The 23,474-nt window shown below is 73.7% G+C and carries 26 protein-coding genes and 2 pseudogenes; 20 read left to right on the top strand and 8 right to left on the bottom strand.

Annotation, left to right across the window (positions count from 1 at the left end; genetic code table 11):
* The first annotated feature begins 21 nt into the window (after window positions 1-21).
* The 4 genes from WBK50_RS31675 (at window position 22) to WBK50_RS31660 (ending at window position 5,472) form a co-directional block, all read left to right on the top strand.
* Window positions 22-426 (top strand): DUF5318 domain-containing protein, encoded by a 405-nt coding sequence (locus WBK50_RS31675; RefSeq protein WP_341339066.1) that lies wholly within the window; start codon window positions 22-24, stop codon window positions 424-426.
* A gap of 417 nt (window positions 427-843) precedes the next feature.
* The gene (locus WBK50_RS31670) at window positions 844-3,252 is read left to right on the top strand and encodes a transglycosylase domain-containing protein (protein ID WP_341339065.1); all 2,409 of its coding nucleotides are present in this window, start codon (window positions 844-846) and stop codon (window positions 3,250-3,252) included.
* A complete protein-coding gene (locus tag WBK50_RS31665) occupies window positions 3,249-4,766 on the top strand; it encodes a glycosyltransferase family 87 protein (RefSeq protein WP_341339064.1) in 1,518 nt (505 codons plus the stop codon). Before WBK50_RS31670 ends, WBK50_RS31665 begins: the two co-directional genes overlap by 4 nt.
* Before the next feature lie 64 nt (window positions 4,767-4,830).
* The gene (locus WBK50_RS31660; RefSeq protein ID WP_445942325.1) at window positions 4,831-5,472 is read left to right on the top strand and encodes an NUDIX hydrolase; all 642 of its coding nucleotides are present in this window, start codon (window positions 4,831-4,833) and stop codon (window positions 5,470-5,472) included.
* 234 nt (window positions 5,473-5,706) lie between these two features.
* On the opposite strand, the pseudogene WBK50_RS31655 reads toward WBK50_RS31660, so the two are convergent.
* Together WBK50_RS31655 and WBK50_RS31650 are read right to left on the bottom strand one after the other, a co-directional pair.
* Window positions 5,707-6,267 (bottom strand): annotated as a pseudogene (locus WBK50_RS31655) (glycosyltransferase 87 family protein); the annotation flags it as partial.
* Window positions 6,268-6,791: 524 nt separating this feature from the next.
* Complete coding sequence (locus tag WBK50_RS31650) at window positions 6,792-7,562, bottom strand: deoxyribonuclease IV (RefSeq protein WP_341339063.1); 771 nt, start codon at window positions 7,560-7,562, stop codon at window positions 6,792-6,794.
* Between the two features lie 441 nt (window positions 7,563-8,003).
* On the opposite strand from WBK50_RS31650, the gene rpsF reads away from it, so the two are divergent.
* The 13 genes and pseudogenes from rpsF to WBK50_RS31585 all read left to right on the top strand — a co-directional run bounded on the left by rpsF (window position 8,004) and on the right by WBK50_RS31585 (window position 16,150).
* Window positions 8,004-8,318 carry a 30S ribosomal protein S6 gene (gene rpsF / locus WBK50_RS31645; RefSeq protein ID WP_297502874.1) on the top strand — a complete coding sequence of 105 codons (315 nt, stop codon included), beginning with the start codon at window positions 8,004-8,006 and terminating at the stop codon, window positions 8,316-8,318.
* Window positions 8,319-8,328: 10 nt separating this feature from the next.
* Window positions 8,329-8,877 (top strand): single-stranded DNA-binding protein, encoded by a 549-nt coding sequence (locus WBK50_RS31640; RefSeq protein ID WP_341339062.1) that lies wholly within the window; start codon window positions 8,329-8,331, stop codon window positions 8,875-8,877.
* 70 nt (window positions 8,878-8,947) lie between these two features.
* Window positions 8,948-9,184: a 30S ribosomal protein S18 gene (gene rpsR / locus WBK50_RS31635; protein WP_037042067.1), complete on the top strand. Its 237-nt coding sequence runs from the start codon at window positions 8,948-8,950 to the stop codon at window positions 9,182-9,184.
* A gap of 16 nt (window positions 9,185-9,200) precedes the next feature.
* Complete coding sequence (gene rplI, locus WBK50_RS31630; protein ID WP_341339061.1) at window positions 9,201-9,650, top strand: 50S ribosomal protein L9; 450 nt, start codon at window positions 9,201-9,203, stop codon at window positions 9,648-9,650.
* 657 nt (window positions 9,651-10,307) lie between these two features.
* Window positions 10,308-11,714, top strand: a complete 1,407-nt coding sequence (gene dnaB, locus WBK50_RS31625) for a replicative DNA helicase (RefSeq protein ID WP_341339060.1) — start codon at window positions 10,308-10,310, stop codon at window positions 11,712-11,714.
* A 61-nt stretch (window positions 11,715-11,775) separates the two neighbouring features.
* Window positions 11,776-12,366 carry a biotin transporter BioY gene (locus WBK50_RS31620; RefSeq protein ID WP_341339059.1) on the top strand — a complete coding sequence of 197 codons (591 nt, stop codon included), beginning with the start codon at window positions 11,776-11,778 and terminating at the stop codon, window positions 12,364-12,366.
* Window positions 12,363-12,782: an AMP-binding protein gene (locus WBK50_RS31615; protein ID WP_341339058.1), complete on the top strand. Its 420-nt coding sequence runs from the start codon at window positions 12,363-12,365 to the stop codon at window positions 12,780-12,782. The genes WBK50_RS31620 and WBK50_RS31615 overlap by 4 nt, the downstream gene beginning before the upstream one ends.
* A pseudogene (locus WBK50_RS31610) lies at window positions 12,689-13,078 on the top strand (hypothetical protein); the annotation flags it as partial. The gene WBK50_RS31615 and the pseudogene WBK50_RS31610, both read left to right, overlap by 94 nt.
* A gap of 39 nt (window positions 13,079-13,117) precedes the next feature.
* Window positions 13,118-13,609, top strand: coding sequence for an AMP-binding enzyme (locus WBK50_RS31605; protein WP_341339568.1), 492 nt, complete (start codon window positions 13,118-13,120; stop codon window positions 13,607-13,609).
* Complete coding sequence (locus tag WBK50_RS31600) at window positions 13,606-14,709, top strand: thiolase family protein (RefSeq protein WP_341339057.1); 1,104 nt, start codon at window positions 13,606-13,608, stop codon at window positions 14,707-14,709. The genes WBK50_RS31605 and WBK50_RS31600 overlap by 4 nt, the downstream gene beginning before the upstream one ends.
* A complete protein-coding gene (locus tag WBK50_RS31595) occupies window positions 14,706-15,380 on the top strand; it encodes an energy-coupling factor ABC transporter ATP-binding protein (RefSeq protein ID WP_341339056.1) in 675 nt (224 codons plus the stop codon). Before WBK50_RS31600 ends, WBK50_RS31595 begins: the two co-directional genes overlap by 4 nt.
* Window positions 15,377-16,000, top strand: coding sequence for an energy-coupling factor transporter transmembrane component T family protein (locus WBK50_RS31590; RefSeq protein ID WP_341339055.1), 624 nt, complete (start codon window positions 15,377-15,379; stop codon window positions 15,998-16,000). Before WBK50_RS31595 ends, WBK50_RS31590 begins: the two co-directional genes overlap by 4 nt.
* Window positions 16,001-16,018: 18 nt before the next feature.
* Complete coding sequence (locus WBK50_RS31585; RefSeq protein WP_341339054.1) at window positions 16,019-16,150, top strand: hypothetical protein; 132 nt, start codon at window positions 16,019-16,021, stop codon at window positions 16,148-16,150.
* Window positions 16,151-16,158: 8 nt separating this feature from the next.
* Here WBK50_RS31585 and WBK50_RS31580 read toward each other — a convergent pair whose 3' ends face one another.
* The 5 genes from WBK50_RS31580 to rfbC form a co-directional block, all read right to left on the bottom strand.
* Window positions 16,159-16,452 (bottom strand): DUF3040 domain-containing protein, encoded by a 294-nt coding sequence (locus tag WBK50_RS31580; protein WP_341339053.1) that lies wholly within the window; start codon window positions 16,450-16,452, stop codon window positions 16,159-16,161.
* A gap of 177 nt (window positions 16,453-16,629) precedes the next feature.
* A complete protein-coding gene (pcaD, locus tag WBK50_RS31575) occupies window positions 16,630-17,397 on the bottom strand; it encodes a 3-oxoadipate enol-lactonase (RefSeq protein WP_341339052.1) in 768 nt (255 codons plus the stop codon).
* Window positions 17,394-17,915 (bottom strand): CoA-transferase subunit beta, encoded by a 522-nt coding sequence (locus WBK50_RS31570; protein WP_341339051.1) that lies wholly within the window; start codon window positions 17,913-17,915, stop codon window positions 17,394-17,396. The genes pcaD and WBK50_RS31570 overlap by 4 nt, the downstream gene beginning before the upstream one ends.
* 207 nt (window positions 17,916-18,122) lie before the next feature.
* On the bottom strand, window positions 18,123-18,950 hold the full coding sequence (locus WBK50_RS31565; RefSeq protein ID WP_341339050.1) for a CoA transferase subunit A: 828 nt from the start codon (window positions 18,948-18,950) through the stop codon (window positions 18,123-18,125).
* Between the two features lie 62 nt (window positions 18,951-19,012).
* A complete protein-coding gene (gene rfbC, locus WBK50_RS31560) occupies window positions 19,013-19,564 on the bottom strand; it encodes a dTDP-4-dehydrorhamnose 3,5-epimerase (protein ID WP_341339049.1) in 552 nt (183 codons plus the stop codon).
* Between the two features lie 70 nt (window positions 19,565-19,634).
* Between rfbC and WBK50_RS31555 the strand changes: the two genes are divergently transcribed.
* From WBK50_RS31555 to WBK50_RS31545, 3 genes are all read left to right on the top strand, one after another.
* Window positions 19,635-19,994, top strand: coding sequence for a BlaI/MecI/CopY family transcriptional regulator (locus tag WBK50_RS31555; RefSeq protein ID WP_341339048.1), 360 nt, complete (start codon window positions 19,635-19,637; stop codon window positions 19,992-19,994).
* Window positions 19,991-20,962, top strand: a complete 972-nt coding sequence (locus tag WBK50_RS31550) for a M56 family metallopeptidase (RefSeq protein ID WP_341339047.1) — start codon at window positions 19,991-19,993, stop codon at window positions 20,960-20,962. Before WBK50_RS31555 ends, WBK50_RS31550 begins: the two co-directional genes overlap by 4 nt.
* 101 nt (window positions 20,963-21,063) lie before the next feature.
* Complete coding sequence (locus WBK50_RS31545; RefSeq protein ID WP_341339046.1) at window positions 21,064-21,963, top strand: aldo/keto reductase; 900 nt, start codon at window positions 21,064-21,066, stop codon at window positions 21,961-21,963.
* On the opposite strand, the gene WBK50_RS31540 is transcribed toward WBK50_RS31545, so the two are convergent.
* The gene (locus tag WBK50_RS31540) at window positions 21,911-23,473 is read right to left on the bottom strand and encodes an SDR family oxidoreductase (protein WP_341339045.1); all 1,563 of its coding nucleotides are present in this window, start codon (window positions 23,471-23,473) and stop codon (window positions 21,911-21,913) included. The genes WBK50_RS31545 and WBK50_RS31540 overlap by 53 nt on opposite strands.
* Window position 23,474: the final 1 nt, after the last annotated feature.

Below are 23,474 nucleotides of genomic sequence, written 5' to 3'. Positions count from 1 at the left end.
CCCCGCGCGTACCCTGGTCGGGTGCTCACCCAGCGACAGGTCGTCGACTATGCGTTGCAGCGTCGCGCGCTGCTCGCAGATGTCCACTCCGGTCGTGTCGGCGTGGCCGAGGTCTGCGACGCCAGCCCCTACCTGCTGCGAGCGGCCCGCTTCCACGGCCAGGCCGGTGAGCAGCAGTGCCCGGTGTGCCGCCGCGAGCGGCTCACGCAGGTCAGCTGGATCTTCGGGGAGGCCCTGCGCCAGGCGTCCGGGTCCGCGCGCAAGCCCGAGGAGCTCGCCGCGCTGGAGAACTCCTTCGACGAGTTCTCCGTCTACGTCGTCGAGGTCTGTCGTTCCTGCAGCTGGAACCACCTGGTGCAGTCCTACGTCCTGGGCAAGGGCGGCAGCCCCGGGCGCAACCAGCGACGAAGGACCGCCGCCGAGTGAGCCGCCCGCCCACCCCCGTCGACCCCACCCGCCGATCTTCTCGATCCGACCCCGTCGATCCCCCCGCCCCGGCCGTCCCGCTCCCCAGTAGGGCGGGCCGGGGAGAACCACGGAGCCCGCGGTGACCGACCAGAGTGACTCCCGGCGCAGGCCGGGGCGCATGCCGTTCCCCGGCGGCACCCCCGATCCCGACGCCGCCGCCGGCCCGCCCGGTCCCGCCCGGCGGGGACGCCCCCGCCGCGGCCCGACGGGCCAGGCCAGGCGTTCGCGAACCAGCAGGGGCGCCCGGGCCCGCCCGGTGTCGCTCCCAGGCCGAGGCCGGCCGCTCCCGGGCCGCGCGGTGCCGTGCCCGGGCCGGGTGGTCCACCGCGGCCCGGCCCTTCCCAGGCCGGTCCTCCCCCGCCCCCCGGCAGGCCGGTGCCCGCCCGCTTCCGTCCGGACGGCGGCGCCCCCGGCTCCGGGCCGCCGCAGCTGCTGACGCACGAGGAGCTCGCCTCGTCGGCCCCGTCCGGGCCGCCCCGGCCGGTCCCCGGCCCGGCCGGTCCCGGCGCCGACCGCGCCGCCGGGGCGTTCGTCCCGCCGGCCGGCGGCCGCCCGCCCGCCGCCCGAACGGGTGGTGGCGGCGACGAGCCGCCCCGACGGTGGTGGGCCCTGCGCCGCGAGGACATAACGTGGCGCCTCGTGCGCCGGGTGCTCTACGTGCTGCTGGGCCTGTTCGTCGTCGTGCCGACGATCGCCTTCGCCGTCGGCTGGATGATCTTCAAGGTGCCCAGCGCGGACGACGCCGCCGTCACGCAGGTCGCGACGTTCAACTACACCGACGGCTCCCCGCTGGCCACGGTCCGGCCGAACAACGTCAACCGCACGAACGTCACGCTGGACCAGGTGCCGTTGCCGGTGCAGCGCGCCGTCCTCTCGGCGGAGGACCGCTCCTTCTTCTCCAACCCCGGTTTCGACGTGTCCGGCATCGGCCGCGCGGTGTGGAGCCAGCTCACCGGCGGCATCGGCGGCGGGTCGACGATCACCCAGCAGTACATCAAGGTGACGACCGGGCAGGACCAGGTCTCGCTCTGGCGCAAGTACAGGGAGATCGTGCTCGCCGCGAAGATCTCCAAGGAGCAGACCAAGGAACAGATCCTGGAGAACTACCTGAACGCGATCTACCTCGGCCGCGGCGCGTACGGCATCCAGGCGGCCAGCCAGGCGTACTTCGGCAAGAACGTCCAGGACATGACACCGTCCGAGGGCGCGATGATCGCCGGGCTCATCCAGTCCCCGTCGCGCTGGGACCCGGCCAAGAACCCCGAGAAGTCCCTCGAGCGCTGGAACTTCGTGATGGACGGCGAGGTCGCGCAGGGGTGGATGACCCCGGTGGACCGCGCCGCGCAGGTCTACCCCCAGTGGAAGCAACCGTCGGTGAACGAGGGCGGCATCCCCGGCGACAGCCGCGGCCACATCTACAACCAGGTCCGCGCCGAGCTCGAGGCGAAGGGCATCACGGACCAGGAGATCAACACCGAGGGCCTGACGGTCCAGACGACGATCGACCCGGCGAAACAGCAGGAGGCGGTCGACGCCGTCGAGAAGGTGATGAAGAGCCAGCCCGAGAACCTGCGGACCGCCGTGGTGTCGGTGGACCCGAAGACCGGCGCCGTCCTGGCCTACTACGGCGGGGACAACGGCGTCGGCCTGGACTACGCGCAGGCGCTCAAGCAGCCCGGGTCGTCGTTCAAGCCGTTCGTGCTGGCCGCGGCCCTGCAGCAGCCGGACCCGATCGGCCTGGGCACCCAGTACGACGGCTCGTCGCCGCAGGTCCTCGCGGGCCAGAAGGTCTCGAACTCCGAGGGCGTCAGCTGTGGCCGGTGCTCGGTGAAGACGGCCATGACGCAGTCGATCAACACCGTCTTCTACAAGATGGCGATCGACGTCGGCCCCGCCGCGGTCGCGGAGGCCGCCCACAAGGCGGGCATCCCGGCGAACCTGCTGCCCGCGGACAAGCTCAGCGCCGGTATCGCCCTGGGAGACAAGGAGGTGCACCCGGCCGACATGGCGTCGGCGTTCGCCACTTTCGCCGCCGACGGCGTGTACCGCGAGCCGTACCTCGTCTCCCGGGTCACCACGAGCGACGGCCGGGTCATCTACGACCACGGCACGGGCACGGCGGGCACCCAGGCCTTCCCCGAGCAGGTCGCCCGCAACGTCACGGAGTCGATGACGGACGTCGCGCAGTCCTCGCGCATCCCGCTCAACGGTGGCCGTCCCGTCGCCGCCAAGACCGGCACGGTGCAGAGCAGCGTCGCCGGGCAGAACAACGACGCCTGGACCGTCGGGTACACCCCGTCCGTCTCCACGGCCGTCTGGGTGGGCACCGACGACAACCAGCCGATCAAGAACTCCGCCGGCCGGCCCATCTACGGCCGCATGCTCCCGGGTTCCATCTGGGAGGAGTACATGAACGCCGTGCTCAGCGGGACACCCCGCGAGCAGTTCTCGGCGTTCGACCCGATCGGCCAGCCGCCCGTGTCCGACGCCACCCGCTCCGCCACCCCGTCCACGGAGAACCAGCCCGGGGGCAACGGCGACAGCGGGAACAGCGACGGCAACGGCGACAGCGGCAATGGTGACAACGCCGACAACGGGAGCGGGAACGGCAACGGCGGGAACGGCAGCGGGAGCGGCGGGAACGGCAGCGGGAGCGGCGGGAACGGGAACGGCGGGAACGGCAGCGGGAGCGGCGGGAACGGGAACAACCCGGACTCCGGCAGCACGAACAACGCAGACGTGTTGCCCGGCGGGAACGGCGGCACGACCCCGGACGGAGGATGAGGCCCGGCGCCGGCGGGGGGCCGGCGCCGCGCCCACCGGCCCGTGTGGTGCCCAGTTGGGCCGAACCGCTCGCGGCCTCGGCCAGCAGGGTCGTCGGCGGTCCGCTCGGCCGGCACGCGCTCGTCGGACGCAGCCGGTTCTGGACGCCGCTGCGGGTGGTGCTCCTCATGGCCGTCGTCGTGCTCGCGATGTCCTGGCTGGGCAAGTCCGCCTGCCTGCAGCAGTACCCCACCGCTGACGGCACCCTCGCCCTGGACTGGCAGAACAGCCGCCAGTACGTGGCGATGTGCTACTCGGACACGGTGCCGCTCTACGGGATCGAACGCCTCGACGACCCGGCCGCGCTGCCCTACCGGGATCCGTGGACCGAGACCGCGCAGGACGGCTCGGAGACGGTGCGGTACATGGAGTACCCGGTGCTCACCGGCTTCTTCCAGTGGGCGAACGCGCGGCTGGCGGACGGCTGGCTGGCCGTCGCGTCGCACGTCCCGCTGCCGTCGGGGCTGCCCGTCGTCGTCTACTTCGACCTCGTCGCCGTGTGGTTGGCGCTGTCCTGGCTCGTCGTCGTCCGGTCGGTGCACCGGTTGCGGCCCCACCGCCCGTGGGACGCCGCGCTCGTCGCGATCTCGCCGCTGGTCCTGGTGCACGCGTTCACGAACTTCGACGCCCTCGCCGTGGCGTTCGCGCTCGGCGGGCTGGTCGCGGTCGCGCGTCGACGACCGGTGCTCGGCGGCATCCTGCTGGGCCTCGGTGGCGCCGCGAAGCTCTATCCCCTGCTGCTCCTGCTCCCGGTGATCATGGTCGGGCTGCGCCGGCGGGAGCCGGGGCCGGTGTGGCGCACGGTCGTGGGCGCGGCGGTCTCCTGGCTGGCGGTGAACCTGCCCGTCGCCGTCGCCTATCCCGCAGGCTGGTGGGAGTTCTTCCGGCTCAACCAGTCCCGCCCGGCGGATCCCGACTCGCTCTACTACGCGCTGAGCTACTTCACCGGCTGGGACGGGTTCGACGGCCCGCTGAAGCACGGCGAGGTACCCGTGATCCTCGACGCCGTGACCGCCGGGCTGTTCGTCGTGGTCTGTGCGGGGTTGGCGGTGCTGGCCGCCCGGGCGCCCCGGCCGCCCCGGCTCGCGTCGCTGGCGTTCCTGGTGGTGGCGGCGTTCCTGCTGGTCAACAAGGTGTGGAGCCCGCAGTACTCGCTGTGGCTCGTGCCCCTGGCCGTGCTCGCCCTGCCGCGCTGGCGGTTGCTCCTCGCGTGGATGGCCGTGGACGCCCTGGTCTGGGTGCCGCGGATGTTCTACTACCTCGGCACGGACCACAAGGGTCTCCCGCCGGACTGGTTCCTCGGCGCCGTGCTGGTGCGGGACGCGTTCGTCGTCGTGCTGTGCGTGCTGGTGGTGCGGTCCGTGCTGCGGCCGGAGACGGATCCGTTGCGGGCCCCGGGATCGGCGGCGGACCCCGACTGGCCCGCCGCGGACGCGGATGCCCGTCCGGTACCGGCCTCCGTCGTCCGGGTCTGACGCCTCCCGGTCCCGGTCCGTCTCGAGCGTCGACCCCGCCTGCCGCGTCTGGTACTGATGAGGCGTGTGCATCGACGGTACGTCCGCGGAGAGCGACCTGCGGGCCGCCGTCGTGGAGCAGCTGGCGGGGTTCGAGCGGATCGCGGCGGACCGGCCGGACCTCAAGGCCGCCGCGGTGACGATCACGCTGGTCACCACGGGCGAGGGGGACGGCCTCGCGGACGGCCTGGCCTTCCTGCTCACCCGGCGCGCCGCGACCCTGCGCGGGCACCGCGGCCAGTGGGCGCTCCCCGGCGGCCGCGCCGATCCCGGTGAGACGCTCGTCGACGCCGCCCGCCGCGAGCTCGGCGAGGAGCTCGGCCTGCACCTCGGGCCCGAGGCGGTGCTGGGCCTGTTGGACGACTACGTGAGCCGCTCGGGCTACGTGATCACGCCGGTGGTGCTGTGGGCCGGCCGGGTGGACGAGCTGACCCCGAACCCGGACGAGGTCGGCGAGCTGCACCGGCTCCCGCTACGGATGATCGACGTCGAGCCGCGCTTCATCACCATTCCGGAGTCCGACGCCCCGGTCATCCAGGTCCCGCTCTTCGAACGGTTCGTGCACGCCCCCACCGGAGCGGTGCTGCACCAGTTCCGGGAGGTCGTCCTGCACGGGCGCCCGACCCGCGTCGCGCACCTCGAGCAGCCGGTCTTCGCCTGGCGCTGAGCCGCTCGCCGGTGGGGCGCTGCGGGTGAGCGTGTCCGGCACCCGGAGGAACAGCACGAACAGCACGACGAGCAGCACCGCCCGTCCCCAGACGCCGAGCACCACGCCCTGCGCGCTGAGCCCGCCGAGGATGCTCTGGTCCCCGCCGGTGTTGAGCAGCCACAGCCAGCGGAAGATCGAGATCCCCATGACCGCGTCCGCCACGAGGTAGGCCGCGACCCAGCGCCACGGCACCCGCAGCAGCACGAAGAACGGCAGCAGCCAGAGCGTGTACTGCGGGGAGTGCACCTTGTGCAGCAGCAGGAACCCGCACAGCATCGCCGCGCTGACCCCGAGCCACGGGTAGACGCCCTCGCGCCGCCACCGCCGCCAGCCGGCCGCCGCCGCGACCGCGAACGACAGCAGCACGAGCGTGGGGGTCACCCGGTCCATCGCGGACTGGAACACCGCGTTCCCGGGCTCCGAGTACGGCCGGAAAGCCCAGTACCAGATGGAGTTGGTGGTCAGGTCCACCTTGCGCAGCTGCTGGAAGGTGATCGACGCGCGCCAGCCCTCGTAGCCGGCGAGCGCGAACGGCAGGTTGACCAGCACGGCCGTGGCGATCGCGGCGCCGCAGACCTGCAACGCGCCGCGCCTGTCCAGCGCGCCGGTCCCGTCCTGCCCCCGGGTCAGGACGTAGAGCGCGAGCGGCAGGACGAAGATCCCCGGATAGAGCTTGAAGGCGAACCCGAGGCCGAGCAGCACCGCCGCGACGACCCCGCGCCGGGCGAGCGGCCACCGCCGGGGCCGGTGCATCACGGCCACCGCGGCGACCGCGCACGCGACGACCGGGAGGTCCCAGTTGTGGAAGGCGTAGAGCACCAGCGGTGGGCCGAGCGCCCACAGCAGCGCCCGCCAGCGTGCCAGCCGCCCGAGCAACCAGCCCGTGAGCAGCCCGAACGGGGCCATGATCAGCGCGGAACCGAGGAGGAAGCCGCCGTCGGTGTCCGCGCCGAGCGCGCTCACCCAGATCAGCAGGCCGGTCAGCACCGGGTACTCGACGGTGCCGCCGCGCAGCTCGCCGTCCGGGGTGATGGAGCCGTCCACGTACGGGACGACGTGGGTGTCGATGTCGCGGCCGAGCCACAGCTTCTGGATGTCCGAGTAGCAGATGTCCCGGTAGCCGCGGATCGTGAAGTCCGGCTGGGAGCGGCCCGCTCCGTCGAACTCCGGGCCCACGCAGCGGGCCTTGTTCGCGTAGCCGAGGACCAGGGTGATCCCGGTCAGCGCGACGAGCAGCGCGAGCGCGAGCCAGCCGAGCGGCCGGCGCCCGGCACCGGTCACCGACCGAGCCGCTCGCGGAGGAACGTGATGTCCGCGGTCTGGCCCTCGCCCGGGGTCTCCACCACGACCGGGGCCCCGGCCGAGGCGCACACGGCGGCCAGCACCTCCGGCTCGATGGTCCCGGAGTCGATGTTCGCGTGCCGGTCGCGGGCCGAGTCGAACTCGTCCCGGGAGTTGTTGAGGTGCACCAGGTCGATCCGGCCGGTGATCGCCTTGGCCCGGTCCACGACGTCGACCAGGTCCTCGCCCGCGGCGAACGCGTGGCAGGTGTCCAGGCAGAAGCCGACGCCGAACTCGCCGACCGCCTCCCACAGCCGGGCCAGCGCGTCGAACCGCCGCGCCATGGCGTTGTCCCCGCCCGCGGTGTTCTCGATGAACACCGGGACGGCGAAGCCGCCCTCGCCGTGCTGGCGCTCCACGAACTTGCGCCAGTTGTCCACGCCGACCGCCGGGTCCTCGTCCTTCGTCACGTGCCCGCCGTGCACCACGAGCCCGATCGCGCCGACCCGCTTCGCCTCCTCGGCGTGCTGCTGCACGATCTTGCGCGACGGGATGCGGATGCGGTTGTTCGGCGACGCGACGTTCACGACGTAGGGCGAGTGCACCACCACCGCGACGTCGGAGGCGACCAGGGCCTCGGCGTGCGGATGCGGCTGCGGCTTCTTCCAGCCCTGCGGGTCGGAGAGGAAGAACTGCACGATCTCCGCACCGCGCTCCTCCGCCGCGGCGAGCGGATCGTCGTCACGGACATGGGCGCCGATGAGCATGGGTCGAGAGTAGTGCGGCCCCCCGACGGTTCCGCGCCCCCCGGGCCCTGATCACCGCGCGGCCGCCACCGCACAGCGCCCGGACAGCATCCGCGTGGCGCCCGGCGGACCACGGTCCGGAGCCGCCTCTGCGGAGGGCGGCCTCCCGGCCGTGGGTCGCTGCTGTTCGACGACCGGTGGGCCGTGATCGACGACGATGTACCGCTGTGCGGGTTCGTGCCCACCCGTGGTGGGCGCTCGCCCGTGCGGGCGGTGCCGGGTGGGTGGATCGCCGCTGGTAACCTGGCTTGCGCTGCCCTGAACGGCGCCCTCCCGGGCACCGCGAGCAGGGCCGCCCGCCGGTCACCGGCGTCGAGCGGCCCGTTTCTGTCGGGGTGGCGTGAGAACCTCCTGCCGCGGAAGTACCGCGGCCGTCCAGTCCACAGGAGGTGAGTGGTTCTCATGCGTCATTACGAAATCATGGTCATCCTCGACCCGAGCCTCGACGAGCGCACCGTGCAGCCGTCGCTCGAGACTTTCCTGAACGTCATCCGCACCGATGGCGGTTCGGTCGAGAAGGTCGAGGTCTGGGGCAAGCGCCGGCTCTCCTTCGAGATCAACAAGAACGCCGAGGGGATCTACGCGGTCCTCGAGGTCACCGCCGAGCCGGCCACCGTGTCCGAGCTCGACCGGCAGCTGGGTCTCAACGAGTCGGTGCTGCGCACCAAGGTGCTGCGCCGGGAGCCCAAGCGCACGCCCGCCCCCGCCGCGAGCTGAGGAGCCACACATGGCCGGCGAGACTGTCATCACCGTGGTCGGCAACCTCACCGCCGACCCGGAGCTGCGGTTCACCCCCTCGGGCGCCGCGGTCGCGAACTTCACCGTCGCGTCCACCCCGCGCACCTTCGACCGCCAGTCCGGCGAGTGGAAGGACGGCGAGGCGCTGTTCATGCGCTGCAACGTGTGGCGTCAGGCGGCCGAGAACGTGGCCGAGACGCTCACCCGCGGCGCGCGCGTGATGGTGCAGGGGCGGCTCAAGCAGCGGTCCTTCGAGACCCGCGAGGGTGAGAAGCGCACCGTCGTGGAGCTGGAGGTCGACGAGGTCGGCCCGTCGCTCAAGTACGCCACGGCCAAGATCAACAAGGTCAGCCGCGGCGGAGGCAGCGGCGGCTTCGGTGGCGGTGGCGGCGGCTTCGACGGCGGCCAGGGTGGCGGCGGAGGCAACTTCGGCGGCTCCGGCGGAGGCAACTCCGGAGGCGGCGGCTACGACGACCCGTGGGGTTCCGCACCGCCCGCCGGTAGCGGTCCCGCGGCCGACGACGAGCCCCCCTTCTAACCCCAGACCTCTCCAGACACTCCCGCCCGGGTCCGCCCACGGCGGGGACCAGTAACCAGGAGCATCAGCAATGCCCAAGCCCGTCCTGCGCAAGCCCAAGAAGAAGGTCTGCGCATTCTGCAAGGACAAGGCCCAGGAGATCGACTACAAGGACACCGGACTGCTCCGGAAGTTCATCTCCGACCGCGGCAAGATCCGGGCCCGCCGCGTCACCGGCAACTGCCGCCAGCACCAGCGGGACGTCGCCGTCGCGGTCAAGAACAGCCGCGAGGTCGCCCTGCTGCCGTACACGTCCACCGCGCGCTGAGGAAGGAGATCCAGCCATGAAGCTCATCCTCACCGCTGACGTCCCCAACCTCGGGGCCCCCGGCGACGTCGTCGAGGTCAAGGACGGCTACGGCCGTAACTACCTGCTGCCGCGCAAGTTCGCGATCCCCGCCACCCGTGGCGCCGAGAAGCAGGTCGAGCAGATCCGCCGGGCCCAGAAGGCCCGCCAGATCCGGGACCTCGGACACGCCCGGGAGGTCGCCGGCCAGCTCGGCGACCTGTCCGTCACCGTGAAGGCCAAGGCCGCGAACGACTCGGGCCGGCTCTTCGGCTCGGTCACCCCGGCCCAGGTCGTCGACGCCGTCAAGGCGGCCGGCGGCCCGGTGCTGGACCGGCACGCGGTCGAGGTGTCGTCGTCGATCAAGACGGTCGGCACGCACCCCGTCACGGTTCGGCTGCACCCGGAGGTCACCGCGGAGCTGCAGGTGGCGGTCGTCGCCAGCTGAGCCCGGTTCGCCCGGCGCAGGCTGCCGGTCACGTTCCGTCATCAGGGCGGGATCCAGGTCCACGGGACCCGGGTCCCGCCCTGAGTCGTGCCCGGGCCGGTCCGACCGGTGTCCGGTGATCGACGACTCGGCGTGGCAGGCTGTCCGAACGACCGGCCAGGAGTGACGGTGACGTCGTCGGGTGACCGTCCGATTGCGCCGGGTGGGCCTCGGTGCGACGAGCGGACACTCCCGGGCACCGCTCACCGAACGACACGCCGGGTAAAGTTGTCCACAGCCTCCCCCCTGGCCTTCACCAGCGGAAACGCCCGTAGATCCGTAGTTGTCCCCACTCCGTCCACAACGCCCTCCGGACAGCGACCTGCACGGGAGCCGATTGGTCCCCACGCCGTCCCCAGGTCCGTACACATGCTCGTTCGCGCCCCGGGTCGGTATCGGCCTAGCCTCGGGTCTCCCGGTCCGCCCGGGCGGCGCATCCGTGCCCGGCTTCCCCGCCTCGTCCGTCGGAACGGCGGTGGAGGTCACGGTTCCACCACTCGCGGATCGAACTCATGTTCGATAGGCTGACGTTTGTTCGTCACGGGGGGTCACCCCTCCACGAGACGCGCCGCACCCCGGCGACGCCCCGGAAGTGACGACGTGGAGGTGATACGGCGGATGGCGGTGACAGATGATCGCCCGGCCGGCCGGCCGCGTGCGGTCCGGGAAGGGGATGGCGCCCGCGACGACTCGCCGGCCCCGTTCGACCGCCAGCCTCCGCAGGACCTCACCGCGGAGCAGTCCGTCCTGGGCGGCATGCTGCTGAGCAAGGACGCGATCGCGGACGTCGTCGAGGTGCTGCGCCCGGACGACTTCTACCGCCCGGCCCATCAGACGGTCTATGACTGCATCCTGGATCTCTACGGCCGCGGCGAGCCGGCGGACGCGGTCACCGTGGCCGCGGAGCTGCAGCGCAAGGGCGACCTGATCCGCCTCGGCGGCGCGCCCTACCTGCACACGCTGATCGCCACGGTGCCGACGGCGGCCAACGCGGCCTACTACGCCGAGATCGTCGCGGAGAAGGCGATCCTGCGCCGGCTGGTGGACGCGGGCACCCGGATCGTGCAGCTCGGCTACCACGGCGCCGACGGCGGCGAGGTCGAGGAGGTCGTGGACCGCGCGCAGGCCGCGATCTACGAGGTCACCGAGCGGACCACGAGCGAGGACTACACCCCGCTCGAGGAGCTGCTGCAGCCCACGATGGACGAGATCGACGCGATCGCCTCCCGCGGCGGCGTGGCGCTGGGCGTCCCCACCGGGTTCGCGGACCTGGACGCCATCACCAACGGCCTGCACGCGGGCCAGATGGTCGTCGTGGCGGCCCGTCCCGGGCTCGGCAAGAGCACGCTCGGACTGGATTTCGCCCGGTCGTGCTCGGTGAAGCACGGCATGACCAGCGCGATCTTCTCGCTGGAGATGAGCAAGTCCGAGATCGTGATGCGGCTGCTCTCGGCGGAGGCGAAGATCCGGTTGGCGGACATGCGCGCCGGGCGGATGAGCGATGACGACTGGACCCGCATGGCGCGGCGGATGAGCGAGATCAGCGAGGCGCCGATCTTCATCGACGACTCGCCGAACCTGACGTTGATGGAGATCCGGGCCAAGGCGCGCCGGCTCAAGCAGCGCCACGATCTCAAGCTCGTGATCCTGGACTACCTGCAGCTGATGACGTCGGGCCGCAAGGTGGAGTCCCGGCAGCAGGAGGTCTCGGAGTTCTCCCGGCAGATCAAGCTGCTGGCCAAGGAGCTCGAGGTCCCGGTCGTGGCGATGAGCCAGCTCAACCGTGGACCGGAGCAGCGCACGGACAAGCGGCCGATGCTGTCGGACCTGCGTGAGTCCGGCTCGATCGAGCAGGACGCGGACATGGTGATCCTGCTGCACCGTCCGGACGCCTTCGAGCGGGACGACCCCCGCGCGGGCGAGGCGGACCTGATCCTGGCCAAGCACCGAAACGGGCCGCAGGGCACCATCACGGTGGCCCATCAGCTGCACTACAGCCGGTTCACCGACCTCGCCCACGGCTGATCGCTCACATCGGCGGGCGCTGGGTTGTGGGACCCGTGGGCAGGCGTGGTTACCTTCCACGGTGCCCGCCTCACGTTCGGCGTCCCCCGCCGCGGACCTCGCCACGGTCGTCGTCTTCGCCGCGTTCATTGCGGTGCTCGGCATCTTCCCGGGCCTCTACGTCGGCGGGTCCGGGGTGCCGATCGTCCTGCAGAACATGGGGCCGCTGATCGCCGGGGCGGTGATCGGCGCCCGGCGCGGCACGCTGTCCGTGGTCCTGCTGCTGGCGCTCACCGCGATCGGCCTGCCGCTGCTCTCCGGCGGGAGGGGCGGGCTCGCGCCGTTCGCGGGCCCGAGCGCCGGTTTCCTCCTCGGGTGGATCCTGTCCGCGCTGGTCACCGGGCTCGTCGCGGAGCGCCTGATGCGTAGCGAGGGGAACGGGCGGCTCCTGCCGATCCTGCTGCTCGCCGCGTTCGCCGGGCTCGTCGTGGACTACGTCCTCGGGATCGGCTTCCTCGCCGTCTACCTCGGGGACGTCCGGACCGCCCTCGTCGGATCGCTGGTCTTCGTCCCCGGTGACGTGGCGAAGGTCGTGGTCACGGCGCTGGTGGCCGCCGTCGTGCACCGCGCCCTGCCGGGAAGGTTCGCGGCGCCGCCGGCCCGGTCCCGATGATCCTCGGTGAGGTGCCCGGCGAGCTCTCCGCCCGCGCGCACGGCGCGGCGCGCGTGCTCGCCGCCCGCGGCGTCAGGCAGGGATCCCGCGTCGCGGTCGACGGCGGAGACGTCCTGGCCTGGCTGCTCGGCGCGGACCTGCTCGGCGCCGCCACCCTCGTCGTCGAGCCGCGGTGGACGGCCCGGGAACGCGCCGCGATCGTGGCCGACGCCCTTCCGGATGTCGTCGTGGACGGTGATCCGGCGCCCGGACTCCCCGTGCCGCCCGGGGGGACGAGCGCACCGCGTTCTACCTGCCCACGACCTCGGGTAGCAGCGGCCGGCCCAAGGTGCTGGTGCGCTCGCGGGAGTCCTGGCGGCGCAGCTTCGAGGCGCTGGGCCCGTTGCCCGGCCCGGTGCTGGTCCCGGGCCCGCTGAGCTCGTCCCTGTTCACCTTCGGCGCGCTGCACGCGCTGTGGTGCGGCGCCGAGCTGCGCGTCCGCGACCACCTGCGCGCCCCCGACGCCCGGGAGGCCGCGGCGGTCCACCTCGTGCCCGCGATGCTCGTGAACCTCCTCGGCGAGCTCGAGCGGGAGCCCGGCCCGTGCGCGCTGCGCACGGTGGTGTGCGGCGGCGCCCACGTCGGCGACGCGTTGCGGGCACGGTTCGCCCGGACGCTCCCGGACGCTCGGCTGGTCGAGTACTACGGCTCGGCGGAGCACTCCCTCATCGCGATCCGCCGGGACGACGCCGGCCTCCGGCCCGTCCCCGGCGTGGAGCTGGACGTCCGCGACGGCGTGCTCCGGCTGCGCTCGCCCCTCGCGTTCGACGGGTACCTGCGCGGCGGCGAGCTCGAGCCCGCACCGGAGTGGTCGAGCGTCGGCGACCGGGTCGAGCTACGCGGTGACGGCACGCTCGTCGTGCACGGCCGGGACTCGGCGACGATCTCCAGCGGGGGCCGGCTCGTGTCCGCGGAGGAGGTCGAGGCCGTGCTCCGCGCCGTCCCCGGCGTCGACGACGTCCTGGTCACCGGCACCCCGCACCCGCGGCTGGGTGCGCTCGTCACCGCCGTCGTCGAGGCGGACACCGCACCGGCCCTCGCGGAGCTGCGGGCCGCGGCCCGCGCCGCGCTGGAACCCGGCAAGCGGCCGAGGCGCTGGCTGCGCACCAAGGCGCTTCCCCGCACGGCCTCCGGCAAACCCGCCCGCGCGCTCGTCGCGGAGCAGCTCGCGGACGGCACGCTCGCCGCGGAGCCCCTTCGATGAACGACCGGACCCCGGTCGTCGTCGCGGCCCGGCGCACCCCGATCGGCAGCGCCGGTGGGGTGCTGAGGAACCTGTCCGTCGACACACTGGCCGCGCCCGTCCTCCGCGCCCTGCTCGACGACGCGGGCCTCGAAACCGTCGACGACGTGCTGCTGGGCAACGTCTTCGGCCCCGGCGGCAACCCCGCGCGGGTCGCCGCCCTGCGTGCCGGCCTCGGCTCCGGCGTGCCCGGCATGACCGTGGACCGGCAGTGCGCCAGCGGCCTCGCCGCGGTCACCCTGGCGGCCACGATGATCCGCGCCGGCGAGGGCGAGGCCTACCTCGCGGGCGGCGGGGAGAGTGCGTCCACCGCCCCGCACCGCGCCTGGCGCACGGACCCGCCCGTCCCCTACACGCGGGCCCCCTTCGCGCCCCCGGAGATCGGCGACCCGGAGATGGGCGCGGCCGCGGACCGCGTCGCCGCCGAGGCCGGGATCTCCCGGGACCGACAGGACCGGTTCGCCGCGCGCAGCCACGCCCGGGCCCTCGCCGCGCAGCGCGCCGGGCGGTTCGCCGGCGAGCTCGTCCCGGTCGCCGGGGTGGCGGCCGACGAGCGCCCGCGCGCCTTCACCGTCGAGCGGCTCGCCCGCTTCCGGCCCGCCTTCACCCCGGACGGCACCGCGACCGCCGCGAACTCCTGCGGCGTGAACGACGGCGCCGCCGCGGTGCTGGTCGTCAGCGAGCGGATCCGGCGGGAGCGCGGCCTGCCCGGGCTGCGGCTCGTCGCGTCCGCCACCTCCGCCGTCGACCCGAACCTGCTCGGGCTCGGCGCGGTCCCGGCGATGACCCGCGTGCTGGACCGGACGCCCGACGTGGTCGAGTTCAACGAGGCCTTCGCGGGCCAGGCCCTGGCGTGTCTCGACGCCGCAGGGATCGACGAGGAGACGGTGAGCCCGGACGGGGGTGCGATCGCCCTCGGCCACCCCTGGGGCGCGTCGGGCGCGGTGCTGGTCGTCCGGCTGTTCGCCCGGCTGGTCGGCCAGGGCGGAGGCGGGAGCGGGCTCACCGCGCTGTCCGCCGGGGGCGGCGTCGGGGTGGCCGCGCTGTGGGAGGTCGTGTGATCGAGTTCGACGGCGTCGGGCACGCCTACGGCGAGCGGACGGTGCTCGAGCAGGTGGACCTGACCCTGACCGAACAGCGCGTCGCGTTCGTCGGGCTCAACGGCTCGGGCAAGTCCACGCTCGCGAGGATGATCAACGGCCTGGTGCGCCCGACGCGCGGGCGGGTCCTGGTCGACGGCCTCGACCCGGCCGAGAAGGGCGCCGCGGTCCGGCGCAGGGTCGGGTTCGTCTTCACCAACCCGGACAGCCAGATCGTGATGCCGACGGCCGGCGAGGACGTGGCGTTCTCCTTGCGGCGTAGCGGGCTGAGCCGGCCCGAGCGGGCCCGCCGGGCCGCCGAGGTGCTCGCCGAGCACGGCCTCGACGGCTACGCGGACCACCCTGCGCACCAGCTGTCCGGCGGCCAGAAGCAGCTGCTGGCGCTGTGCGGGATGCTCGTGCTCGACCCGGACGTGCTGGTCTGCGACGAGCCGACGACCCTGCTCGACCTGCGCAACAAGCGCCGGTTCGTCGAGCTGCTCGGCCGGCTGCGCCAGCAGGTCGTGCTCGTGACGCACGACCTGGACCTGCTCGGCGGCTTCGAGCGCGTCGTCGTGATCCACGGCGGCCGGGTGGTCGCCGACGACGAGCCGGGCCCCGCCGTCGCGTACTACCGCGGGCTGGCCCGGTGACTCCCCTCGGCCTGTACGTCCCCGGGGCCAGCCCCCTGCACCGGCTGCCCGCGGGCGCGAAGTTCCTCGGGATGCTCGCGCTCGTCACCGTCACGGTCGTGCTGCGATCGCCGATCGCGCTGGGCGTGATCTGCGCCGTGGTCGCGCTGGGCTACCCGCTGGCCCGGATCCCGTGGGACCGGGTGTGGCCGCTGCTCCGCTCGGTGCTCCTGCTCGCCGTCGTGATCCTCGCGCTGCAGGCCTGGCTGCTCGACGTCCGGTCCGCCGGGGTCACCGTCCTGCGGCTCGTCGCAGCGCTGGGAGCCGCGAGCCTGTTCACGTTGACCACCAGGATCGACGACGTCGTGGGCGCCATCGAGCGGGCGCTGGGCCCGCTGTGCTCGCCGAGGTTGCTGGGCCGGTTCGGCGTGCGACCGGACCGGGTGGGCCTGCTCGTCGGCCTCACCCTCCAGGCCGTGGCCACGCTGTCCGAAATCGCCGCGTCCGTCCGCGAGGCGGCCCGGGCCCGGGGGGTGGAACGCTCGGTCGTCGCGTTCGCGGTGCCGTTCCTCGTCCGCACGCTCAAGCACGCCGACGAGCTCGGCGAGGCGCTCGCCGCACGTGGCGTCGCCGACGAGTGATGGACACGGCGGGCGATCGTGGAGAAGCTCGGCGCGATGAACGACGGCTTCGTCGGCCTCGGGCAGGAAGGCTGCTGGCGCCTCGAGGGCGCGTCGTTCCTCGCGACGACCGCGGCGGCGGGCGCGGCCCGGATCCTCAAGCGCGTCTGAGCGCGGGCTCAGGAGCTGGGGAACGGGCGCGCCGGAAGGGGCGCGACGAGGGCGAGCGCGAGCGCCGCGACCGCCATCAGGATGCCCGAGACCACCACCGGCACCGCCGCGGTGACCCCACCGACCAGCAGCAGGAGCAGGCCCCCGGCCAGCAGCACCATGGGGATCACCCCGGGACCGCGGACGGACCGGGTGCCGGGGTGGCGACCGAGGCGGGAGAAGCGCGCGGCCAGGCCGGGATCGGTGGCCTGCAGGTCACGCTCGATCAGGGCGAGCAGGCTGCGTTCGCGGTCGTTGAGCATGTGGATCTCGGACCCCCGGGGTGACGGGACGGGTGCTGGAGGGGCCGATTCGGCCCCGACGTCACCCTCGCTCGCCGCTGATCCGGGGAGTGCCGCCTTGCGACGATCCTATGTGATCGAATCGTGACCTCGGCTGCGGGCCTCCCCACACCCGGACGGCCGAATGCGGTTGCGCCGTCAGTCTCCGGCGTGCTCCGCGATGAGCCGCGAGGTCTCCTCCGACAGCTCCATCGTCGCCAGGTGTGCCCCCTCGACGACCTCGAGGTGGGCCCCGGGGATGCCGGACGCGATGGTGCGGGCGTGCGGCTCGACCGGGGTCGACAGGTCCGCCGAACCGGCGATGACCAGCGTCGGCGCCGTGATGGCGGGCAGCCGGTCCACGTGGTCCCAGGCCTCGATGGCCTGGCAGGAGGCGCGGTAGCCCTCGTCGGAGGAGTCTGCGACCCAGCTCTCGGCGCGCTTCACGACGTCCGGGTGGGCGGCCGCGTACTCCGCGGTGAACCAGCGGGCGACGATGCCCGGAGCCAGGGGCGCGGTGCCCTGCTCGGCGACGGCGGCGATGCGGTCCTTCCAGGCCGTCAGGTCCGGGAAGCGCGCGGAGGTGCAGCACAGCACGAGCCGGCTGATCCGCTCCGGGTGCTCGGACGCCAGGTACATCCCGACCATGCCGCCCATGGACAGCCCGCACCAGGCGACGCGGTCCAGGCCCAGCTCGTCCAGGGTCGCGAGGACGTCACCCGCGAGGTCGGCGATCCGGTAGGGGCCCTCGGGGACGGGCGAGCGGCCGTGGCCGCGGTGGTCCAGCCGGACGACGCGGAACCGGGAGGTCAGCGCGGGGAGGTTGGGCTCCCACATCTCCAGGGTGCTGCCGAGGGAACCGGACAGGACGAGGACCGGGGCGTCCTCCGGGCCGTCGATCTCGTGGTGCAGGACAACGGTGCTCATGACCCCGACCCTGTCATGACCGAGCGGAGGGCCGCGAGTTCGTGCGGCGTCGGCGCGTCGGTCACCACGAGGTCCTCGGACACCTCGAGCGGCCAGCCCGTCTCCGCCCGCACCTGCTCGACGCGGACCCCGGGGTGCACCGCCGTCAGCCGCAGTTCGGCGCTGTCCGGGTCCGGTTCCAGCACGCCGAGATCGGTGATCACCTGCCGCGGGCCGCCGCCGCGCAGCCCGAGCATCGCCCGGTCCAGCGGCCCGGCGCCGAACCCGACCGAGGTGACGAAGTCCACCCGCTCCACGAACGCCGGCAGCCGGTGCCGCATCACCACGACGACCTCGCGGCAGGACGCCGCGATCTCCGGCGCGGACCCGGAGCCGGGGAGCCGGAGGTCCGGTTCGGCGTAGTCGCCGAGCACGGTGGTGTTGAGGTTGCCGAAGACGTCGATCTGCGCGGCCGACAGCAGGCCGACGTCGATCCGGCCGGACTGGATCCAGTAGCCGAAGAGCTCGGGCAGGCTCACCGCCCCGAAGCTCGCCGAGCCGGCCGTCGTCGTGGACGAGCAGCAGGTCCGGGGCGTGCAGCCGGCGGGCCAGCTCCGCTGCGCGGGCCGGCAGCCCGGCGCCGGCGAAGCAGGCCTGGCCGGCCCGCACCGTCCGGGCGGCGGCGACGGCCAGCATCTCGTCCGACGTCCAGGAGCCGGCGTCCGTCGCCGGCTGGTCGAGCGTGGTCATGCCGGGTCCGTCCCCTCGGCGCGGATCCCCTCGAGCCAGAGGTTGAAGCGCGTGCGGTCCCGGGAGATCTCGTCCCACGCGCGGTAGGCGTCGTCGTCCCGGTCGTAGAAGCCGTCCACCGCCGACGGCGCCGCGCCGCCGGGGGCGTGCGCCACCGCGGTGATCGCGAACGAGGGCAGCACCGTCGCGTCCGGCACCGGGCTCAGCTCGTCGACGATCTCCTCGACCGTCACCAGCGAGCGCCGCGCGGCGAGCACGGCCTCCTTCTGCATCCCGCCGGCCCCCCGGAACTGCACGTTCCCGGACTTGTCCGCCCGCTGCGCGTGCACGATCGCGACATCCGGGTTCAGCGCCGACACCGCGTCGAGCTCCTCGCCGGTGAAGGGACAGCGCACGGTCGCGACGGACGCCGTGTACTGCGGCAGGTCCGTCCCCGCGTAGCCGCGCAGCATCCCGAACGGCAGCCCGGAGGCGCCGGCGACGTAGCGGGCGACCATCCCCGCGTGGCTGTGCTCCTCGATCTCCAGCGGCGCCGGCCAGCCGTCGACCAGCGCGTCCTGCAGCCGGTGCAGCGACCCGGCGACGCCGAGGACCGGGTTGGCGGCCCACGAGAACACCAGCTTGCGCGCGCACCCGGCGCCGACGAGCTGGTCGTAGACGAGGTCCGGCGACATCCGGACGAGCGTGAGGTCCCTGCGGCGCAGGCGGATCACCTCGTGCGCCGCGGCGAACGGGATGAGCGCGGAGTTCCCCTCGAGGGCCACTTCGTCCCCGTCCCGGACGAGGTCGGCGACGGCGTCCGACAGGGGCACGATCGTGGCCACGCCGGAACGCTAACCCCGCCGGTCCGGCCCGGCAATCGCACGGAAGGGCCCAGGTCCTCCCGTCAGGAGACGCCGAGCCGCGCGCACAGCGCCTGCCAGGACGGCGCCGCGGCGTCCTTCGCGCTCATCACGCCGGCCGGCAGCGGCCACTCGACCCCGAGGTCCGGGTCGTCGAACCGCACGGCGACGTCCTCGCCCGGGTCGTGCTCGCGGTCCATCCGGTAGCAGGCGTCCGCGACGTCGCTGAGCGCCTGGAAGCCGTGCAGGCAGCCCGCCGGGATGTAGATCGACGCCATGTTCTCGTCGTCGAGCCGGAAACTCGCGACCCGGCCGAACGTCGGCGAGCCGGGCCGGGCGTCGACCACGACGTCGAACAGCGCGCCGTGCGCGCAGCGGACCAGCTTGGACTCGCCGAGGCCGACCCGGCCGTGCAGCCCGCGGATGACGCCCTTCGCGGAGCGGGACTGCGAGTCCTGGATGAACGCGGTCCCGTCGACGCCGGCCTCCTTCGCCACGGCGACGTCGAACGTCCGGCTGAAGAAGCCGCGCTCGTCGGGATGCGGCTGTGGAACGAACAGGAGGACCCCGTCGATCTCCGTGGTGTGGACCTGCACCCGCGAACCCCTTCCGTCGTGTCTGCCGCGACACTAGAGCCAGATATCGTGGCGCCGCGGAAGGGGCGGGATGCGAGGACTGGGCGAGCTCGAGGCCGCGGTGATGGACGTGCTGTGGCAGCACGACGAACCGCTGCGGGTGCGTGAGGTGCTGGCCGAGCTGGCCCCGCGGCGCACGCTGGCCTACACGACGGTCATGACCGTGCTGGACAACCTGCACCGCAAGGGCTGGGTGACCCGCGAGCTCGACGGCCGGGCCTTCCTCTACCGGCCGGTCGCGAGCCGCGAGGTGGTCACGGCCCGCGCGCTGCGGGATCTGCTCGACGCCAGCGAGGACGTCGACGCGGTGCTGCTGCACTTCGCCCGGTCGGTGTCCGACCACGAGTCCGCCGTGCTGCGGGAGGCACTGGGTCCGGAGGACCGCTCGTGACGGTCGGGGTGATGCTCCTGCTCGGCACCGCCCTCGTCTCCGTCGTCGCCCCGCACACCCTGCGGACGCTCGCCCGCCGCGCCGTGGACCCGGTGGTCGTGCTGGTCGGCTGGGCGCTCGCCGCCGTCGGCGTGCTGGGTACCGGGGCGGCGGGGCTGGTGTTCCTGGCCGTGCCGGGGCTGGCGTCGCAGACCCCGCTCGACGAGCTGGTCCACGGCCCGTGGTGGCACGCGGTCTCCGGGGCGCCCACGCACGTCGCCTACCGGGTCGTCGGCTGGCTCGCGCTGGGCGCGCTGCTCGCGGGGCTGTTGCGGCTGGCCTGGGTCACGGTGCGCGACGGGCGGGCCCGCCGGATCCGCGTCCGCACCAAGCTCGACGTCGTCCGCCTGCTCGGGACCCCGGACCCCGCCTCGGGGCCCGGTGCCCCGCTGCTGTGGCTGAGCTCGGCGAGCCCGGTGGCGTTCAGCCTGGGCGGGCGGCCCGGCGCGGTCGTGCTCACGGACGGGCTGCGCGAGCGGCTCCCGGGTCCCGGGGTCGACGCCGTGGTGGCGCACGAGCGGGCGCACGTCCGCGGACGGCACCACCTGCTCGTCGCCGTCGTCGAAGGGCTGGCCCGCGCGCTGCCGTTCGTCCCGCTGTTCGTCGCGGCGCCGGGCGCCGTGCGCGAGCAGGTGGAGCTCGTCGCGGACATCAGCGCCGTGCGGGCCTGCGGGGCCGACGCGATGCGGGCGGCCCTGCTCGCGGTGACCGGAGCCGGCACCCCCGCGGAGGCGCTCGCCATGGCGCGCGACGCCGTCGACCTGCGGTTGCGGTACCTCGCGGCGGCCGCCGAGCCGCCGACGGCCGCGTCCCGGCTCACCGGGTGCGGCGTGCTGGGAGCGGCGTTCGCCAGCATCCCGCTGCTCGCCGCGAGCGGGCTGCTGATCGTGCTGTCCGTGCTGACCACAGCCGCCGCCGTGCTTCACTGACGACCGCGGCTACACCCGTCCGGGTTCGATGTGCCGAGACGCACAGCGTCGCCGGTCACGATCGGCAGCACGACGCGGAGCGGCGGTGCAACCCTCGCACGATGACCAGCGCACTCGACAGCGATCGCCTCTCGGCGGACCACGTCGACACCCCGGCCGCCGTGGCCGGAACGTTCCAGGTCGGTGACGGCCCGACGGTCAACCGCCTCGGCTACGGCGCCATGCGGATCACCGGGGAGGGCGTCTGGGGGCCTCCCGCGGACCGTGCCGCGGCGGTCGCCGTGCTGCGCCGGGCCGCCGAGCTCGGCGTGAACCTGATCGACACCGCGGACTCCTACGGACCCGGCACGTCCGAGGTCCTCATCCGCGAGGCCCTGCACCCGTACGACGGGGTCACCGTCGCGACCAAGGCCGGCCTCGTCCGGCCAGGCCCGGGGAAGTGGGTCCCGTGCGGGCGTCCGGAGTACCTGCGCCAGCAGTGCGAGCTGAGCCTGCGCCGCCTCGGCGTCGAGCGCATCGACCTCTTCCAGCTGCACCGGGTGGACCCGCTCGTCCCGGCCGCGGACCAGTTCGGCGTGCTCGCGGAGCTCAAGGCCGAGGGCAAGATCGGTGAGGCCGGGCTGTCCGAGGTCTCGGTCGAGGTGATCGAGCAGGCCCGCGGGATCGTCGAGATCGCGACCGTGCAGAACCGCTACAACATCGAGACCCGGTCCAGCGACGACGTCCTGCGCTACTGCACGACCAACGCCATCGGCTTCATGCCGTGGGCGCCGGTCGGCGCGGGCTCGCTCTCCGCGCACGAGGTCGCCACCGAGATCGGCTTCGCGCACGGGGTCAGCCCGTCCGAGGTCGTGCTGGCGTGGCTGCTGCAGCGCTCGTCGGTCATGCTGCCGATCCCGGGCACGACGAGCCTGGCCCACCTCGAGGACAACTGCCGGGCCGCGACGCTCACCCTGTCCCTGGACGAGGTCGACCAGCTCGACGGCGCGGCCGCGTCCTGAGCCACGCCGCGGTCCGGTCCCGTCCCGGACGGGGCGCGGACCTCTCCGCGGTGCGGGCGATGTTGCGCACCATGCCGCCGAACACGATCCCGTGGAACGGCGCCACCGCCCACCAGTAGAGGTGTCCGGCGAGGCCGTTCGGGAGGAACACCGCCCGCTGGTGGTAGACCGAGCCGGTGCCGGGGCCGGGCCGCACGCCCATCTCCAGCCAGGCCTGCCCGGGGACCTTCATCTCGGCGCGGAGCCTGAGTAGCGCGCCCGCGTCCACTTCCCCGCCCACCCGGTTCCGGAGCTCCTCGACGCGCCACCAGTCCAGCGCGTCCCCGGTGTGCAGCTCGTCCGGGTCGCGCCGGCCCCGGCTGAGCCCGACGCCGCCCGCGAGCCGGTCCATCCAGCCGCGCACGGACCAGGCCAGCGGGAACGAGTACCAGCCCCGCTCCCCGCCGATCCCCCGCACGACCCGCCACAGCTCGTCCGGGGTCGCGGTGCTCGGCTGCTCCCGCTCGTCGAGGTAGACGCTGCCGCCGGACCAGTCCGGGTCGCTGGGCAGCGGATACGCCGGGGTGTCCCCGATCGACGCGCCGCACCAGCGGGTCTCCACGTCCCCGCCGCCGATCTTCTGCAGGGCCAGCTCGACGGCCTGGTCGTACCCGATCCGGCCCTCCGGCGGGTCCGGCACGAACGCCCGGACGTCGTCCTCGCGGCAGACGACCTCGTGCACCAGCGAGTCGATCAGCGGCGCGGCGATGCCCTTCGGCACCGGCGTGACGACGTTGACCCAGTGGGCGGAGAGCCGGGGCGTCAGGACCGGGACCGGGATGATCTGCCGCCGGGGCAGCCCGGCGACCGCGGCGTAGCGCTGCATCATGTCCAGATAGGTGAGCACGTCCGGGCCGCCGACGTCGAAGGTGCGGTTCACCTCGGGCGGGAGCTCCGCGGCCGCGACGAGGTAGCGCAGCACGTCCCGCACCGCGATCGGCTGGATGCGGTTGTGCACCCAGCGCGGCGTGAGCATCACCGGCAGCCGCTCGGTCAGGTAGCGCAGCATCTCGAAGCTCGCCGAACCGGAGCCGAGGATCACCGCGGCCTGGAGCACCACCGTCGGCACGCCGCTGCGCAGCAGGATCTCGCCGACCTCGGTGCGGGACGCCAGGTGCTCGGAGAGCGCGCCCTCCGGGTGCAGGCCGCCCAGGTAGACGATCCGCCGCACGCCCGCCTCGCGCGCCGCCTGGGCGACGAGCAGGGCGGCCCTGCGGTCGTTGGCGGCGAAGTCCGAGTCCGACAGGGAATGCACCAGGAAGTACACGACGTCGACGTCCGCGCACGCCGCCCGCACCGCGTCCGGGTCGAGCAGGTCGCCCTGGACGATCTCGGCCTTCGCCGCCCAGGGGACGTCGCGGAGCTTGCCGGGGTCACGGACGAGGCAGCGGACCGTCGTCCCGTTCTCGAGCAGGCGGGGCGCCAGCCGGCCGCCGATGTACCCGGTCGCTCCGGTGACGAGGTGTCGCATG

Origin of the sequence: Pseudonocardia sp. T1-2H (assembly GCF_038039215.1) — a bacterium.
In the GTDB taxonomy this organism is placed as follows: Bacteria; Actinomycetota; Actinomycetes; order Mycobacteriales; family Pseudonocardiaceae; genus Pseudonocardia.
Note: the sequence above shows the minus strand (reverse complement) of the source record. Positions and strands in the feature narration are given on the sequence as shown.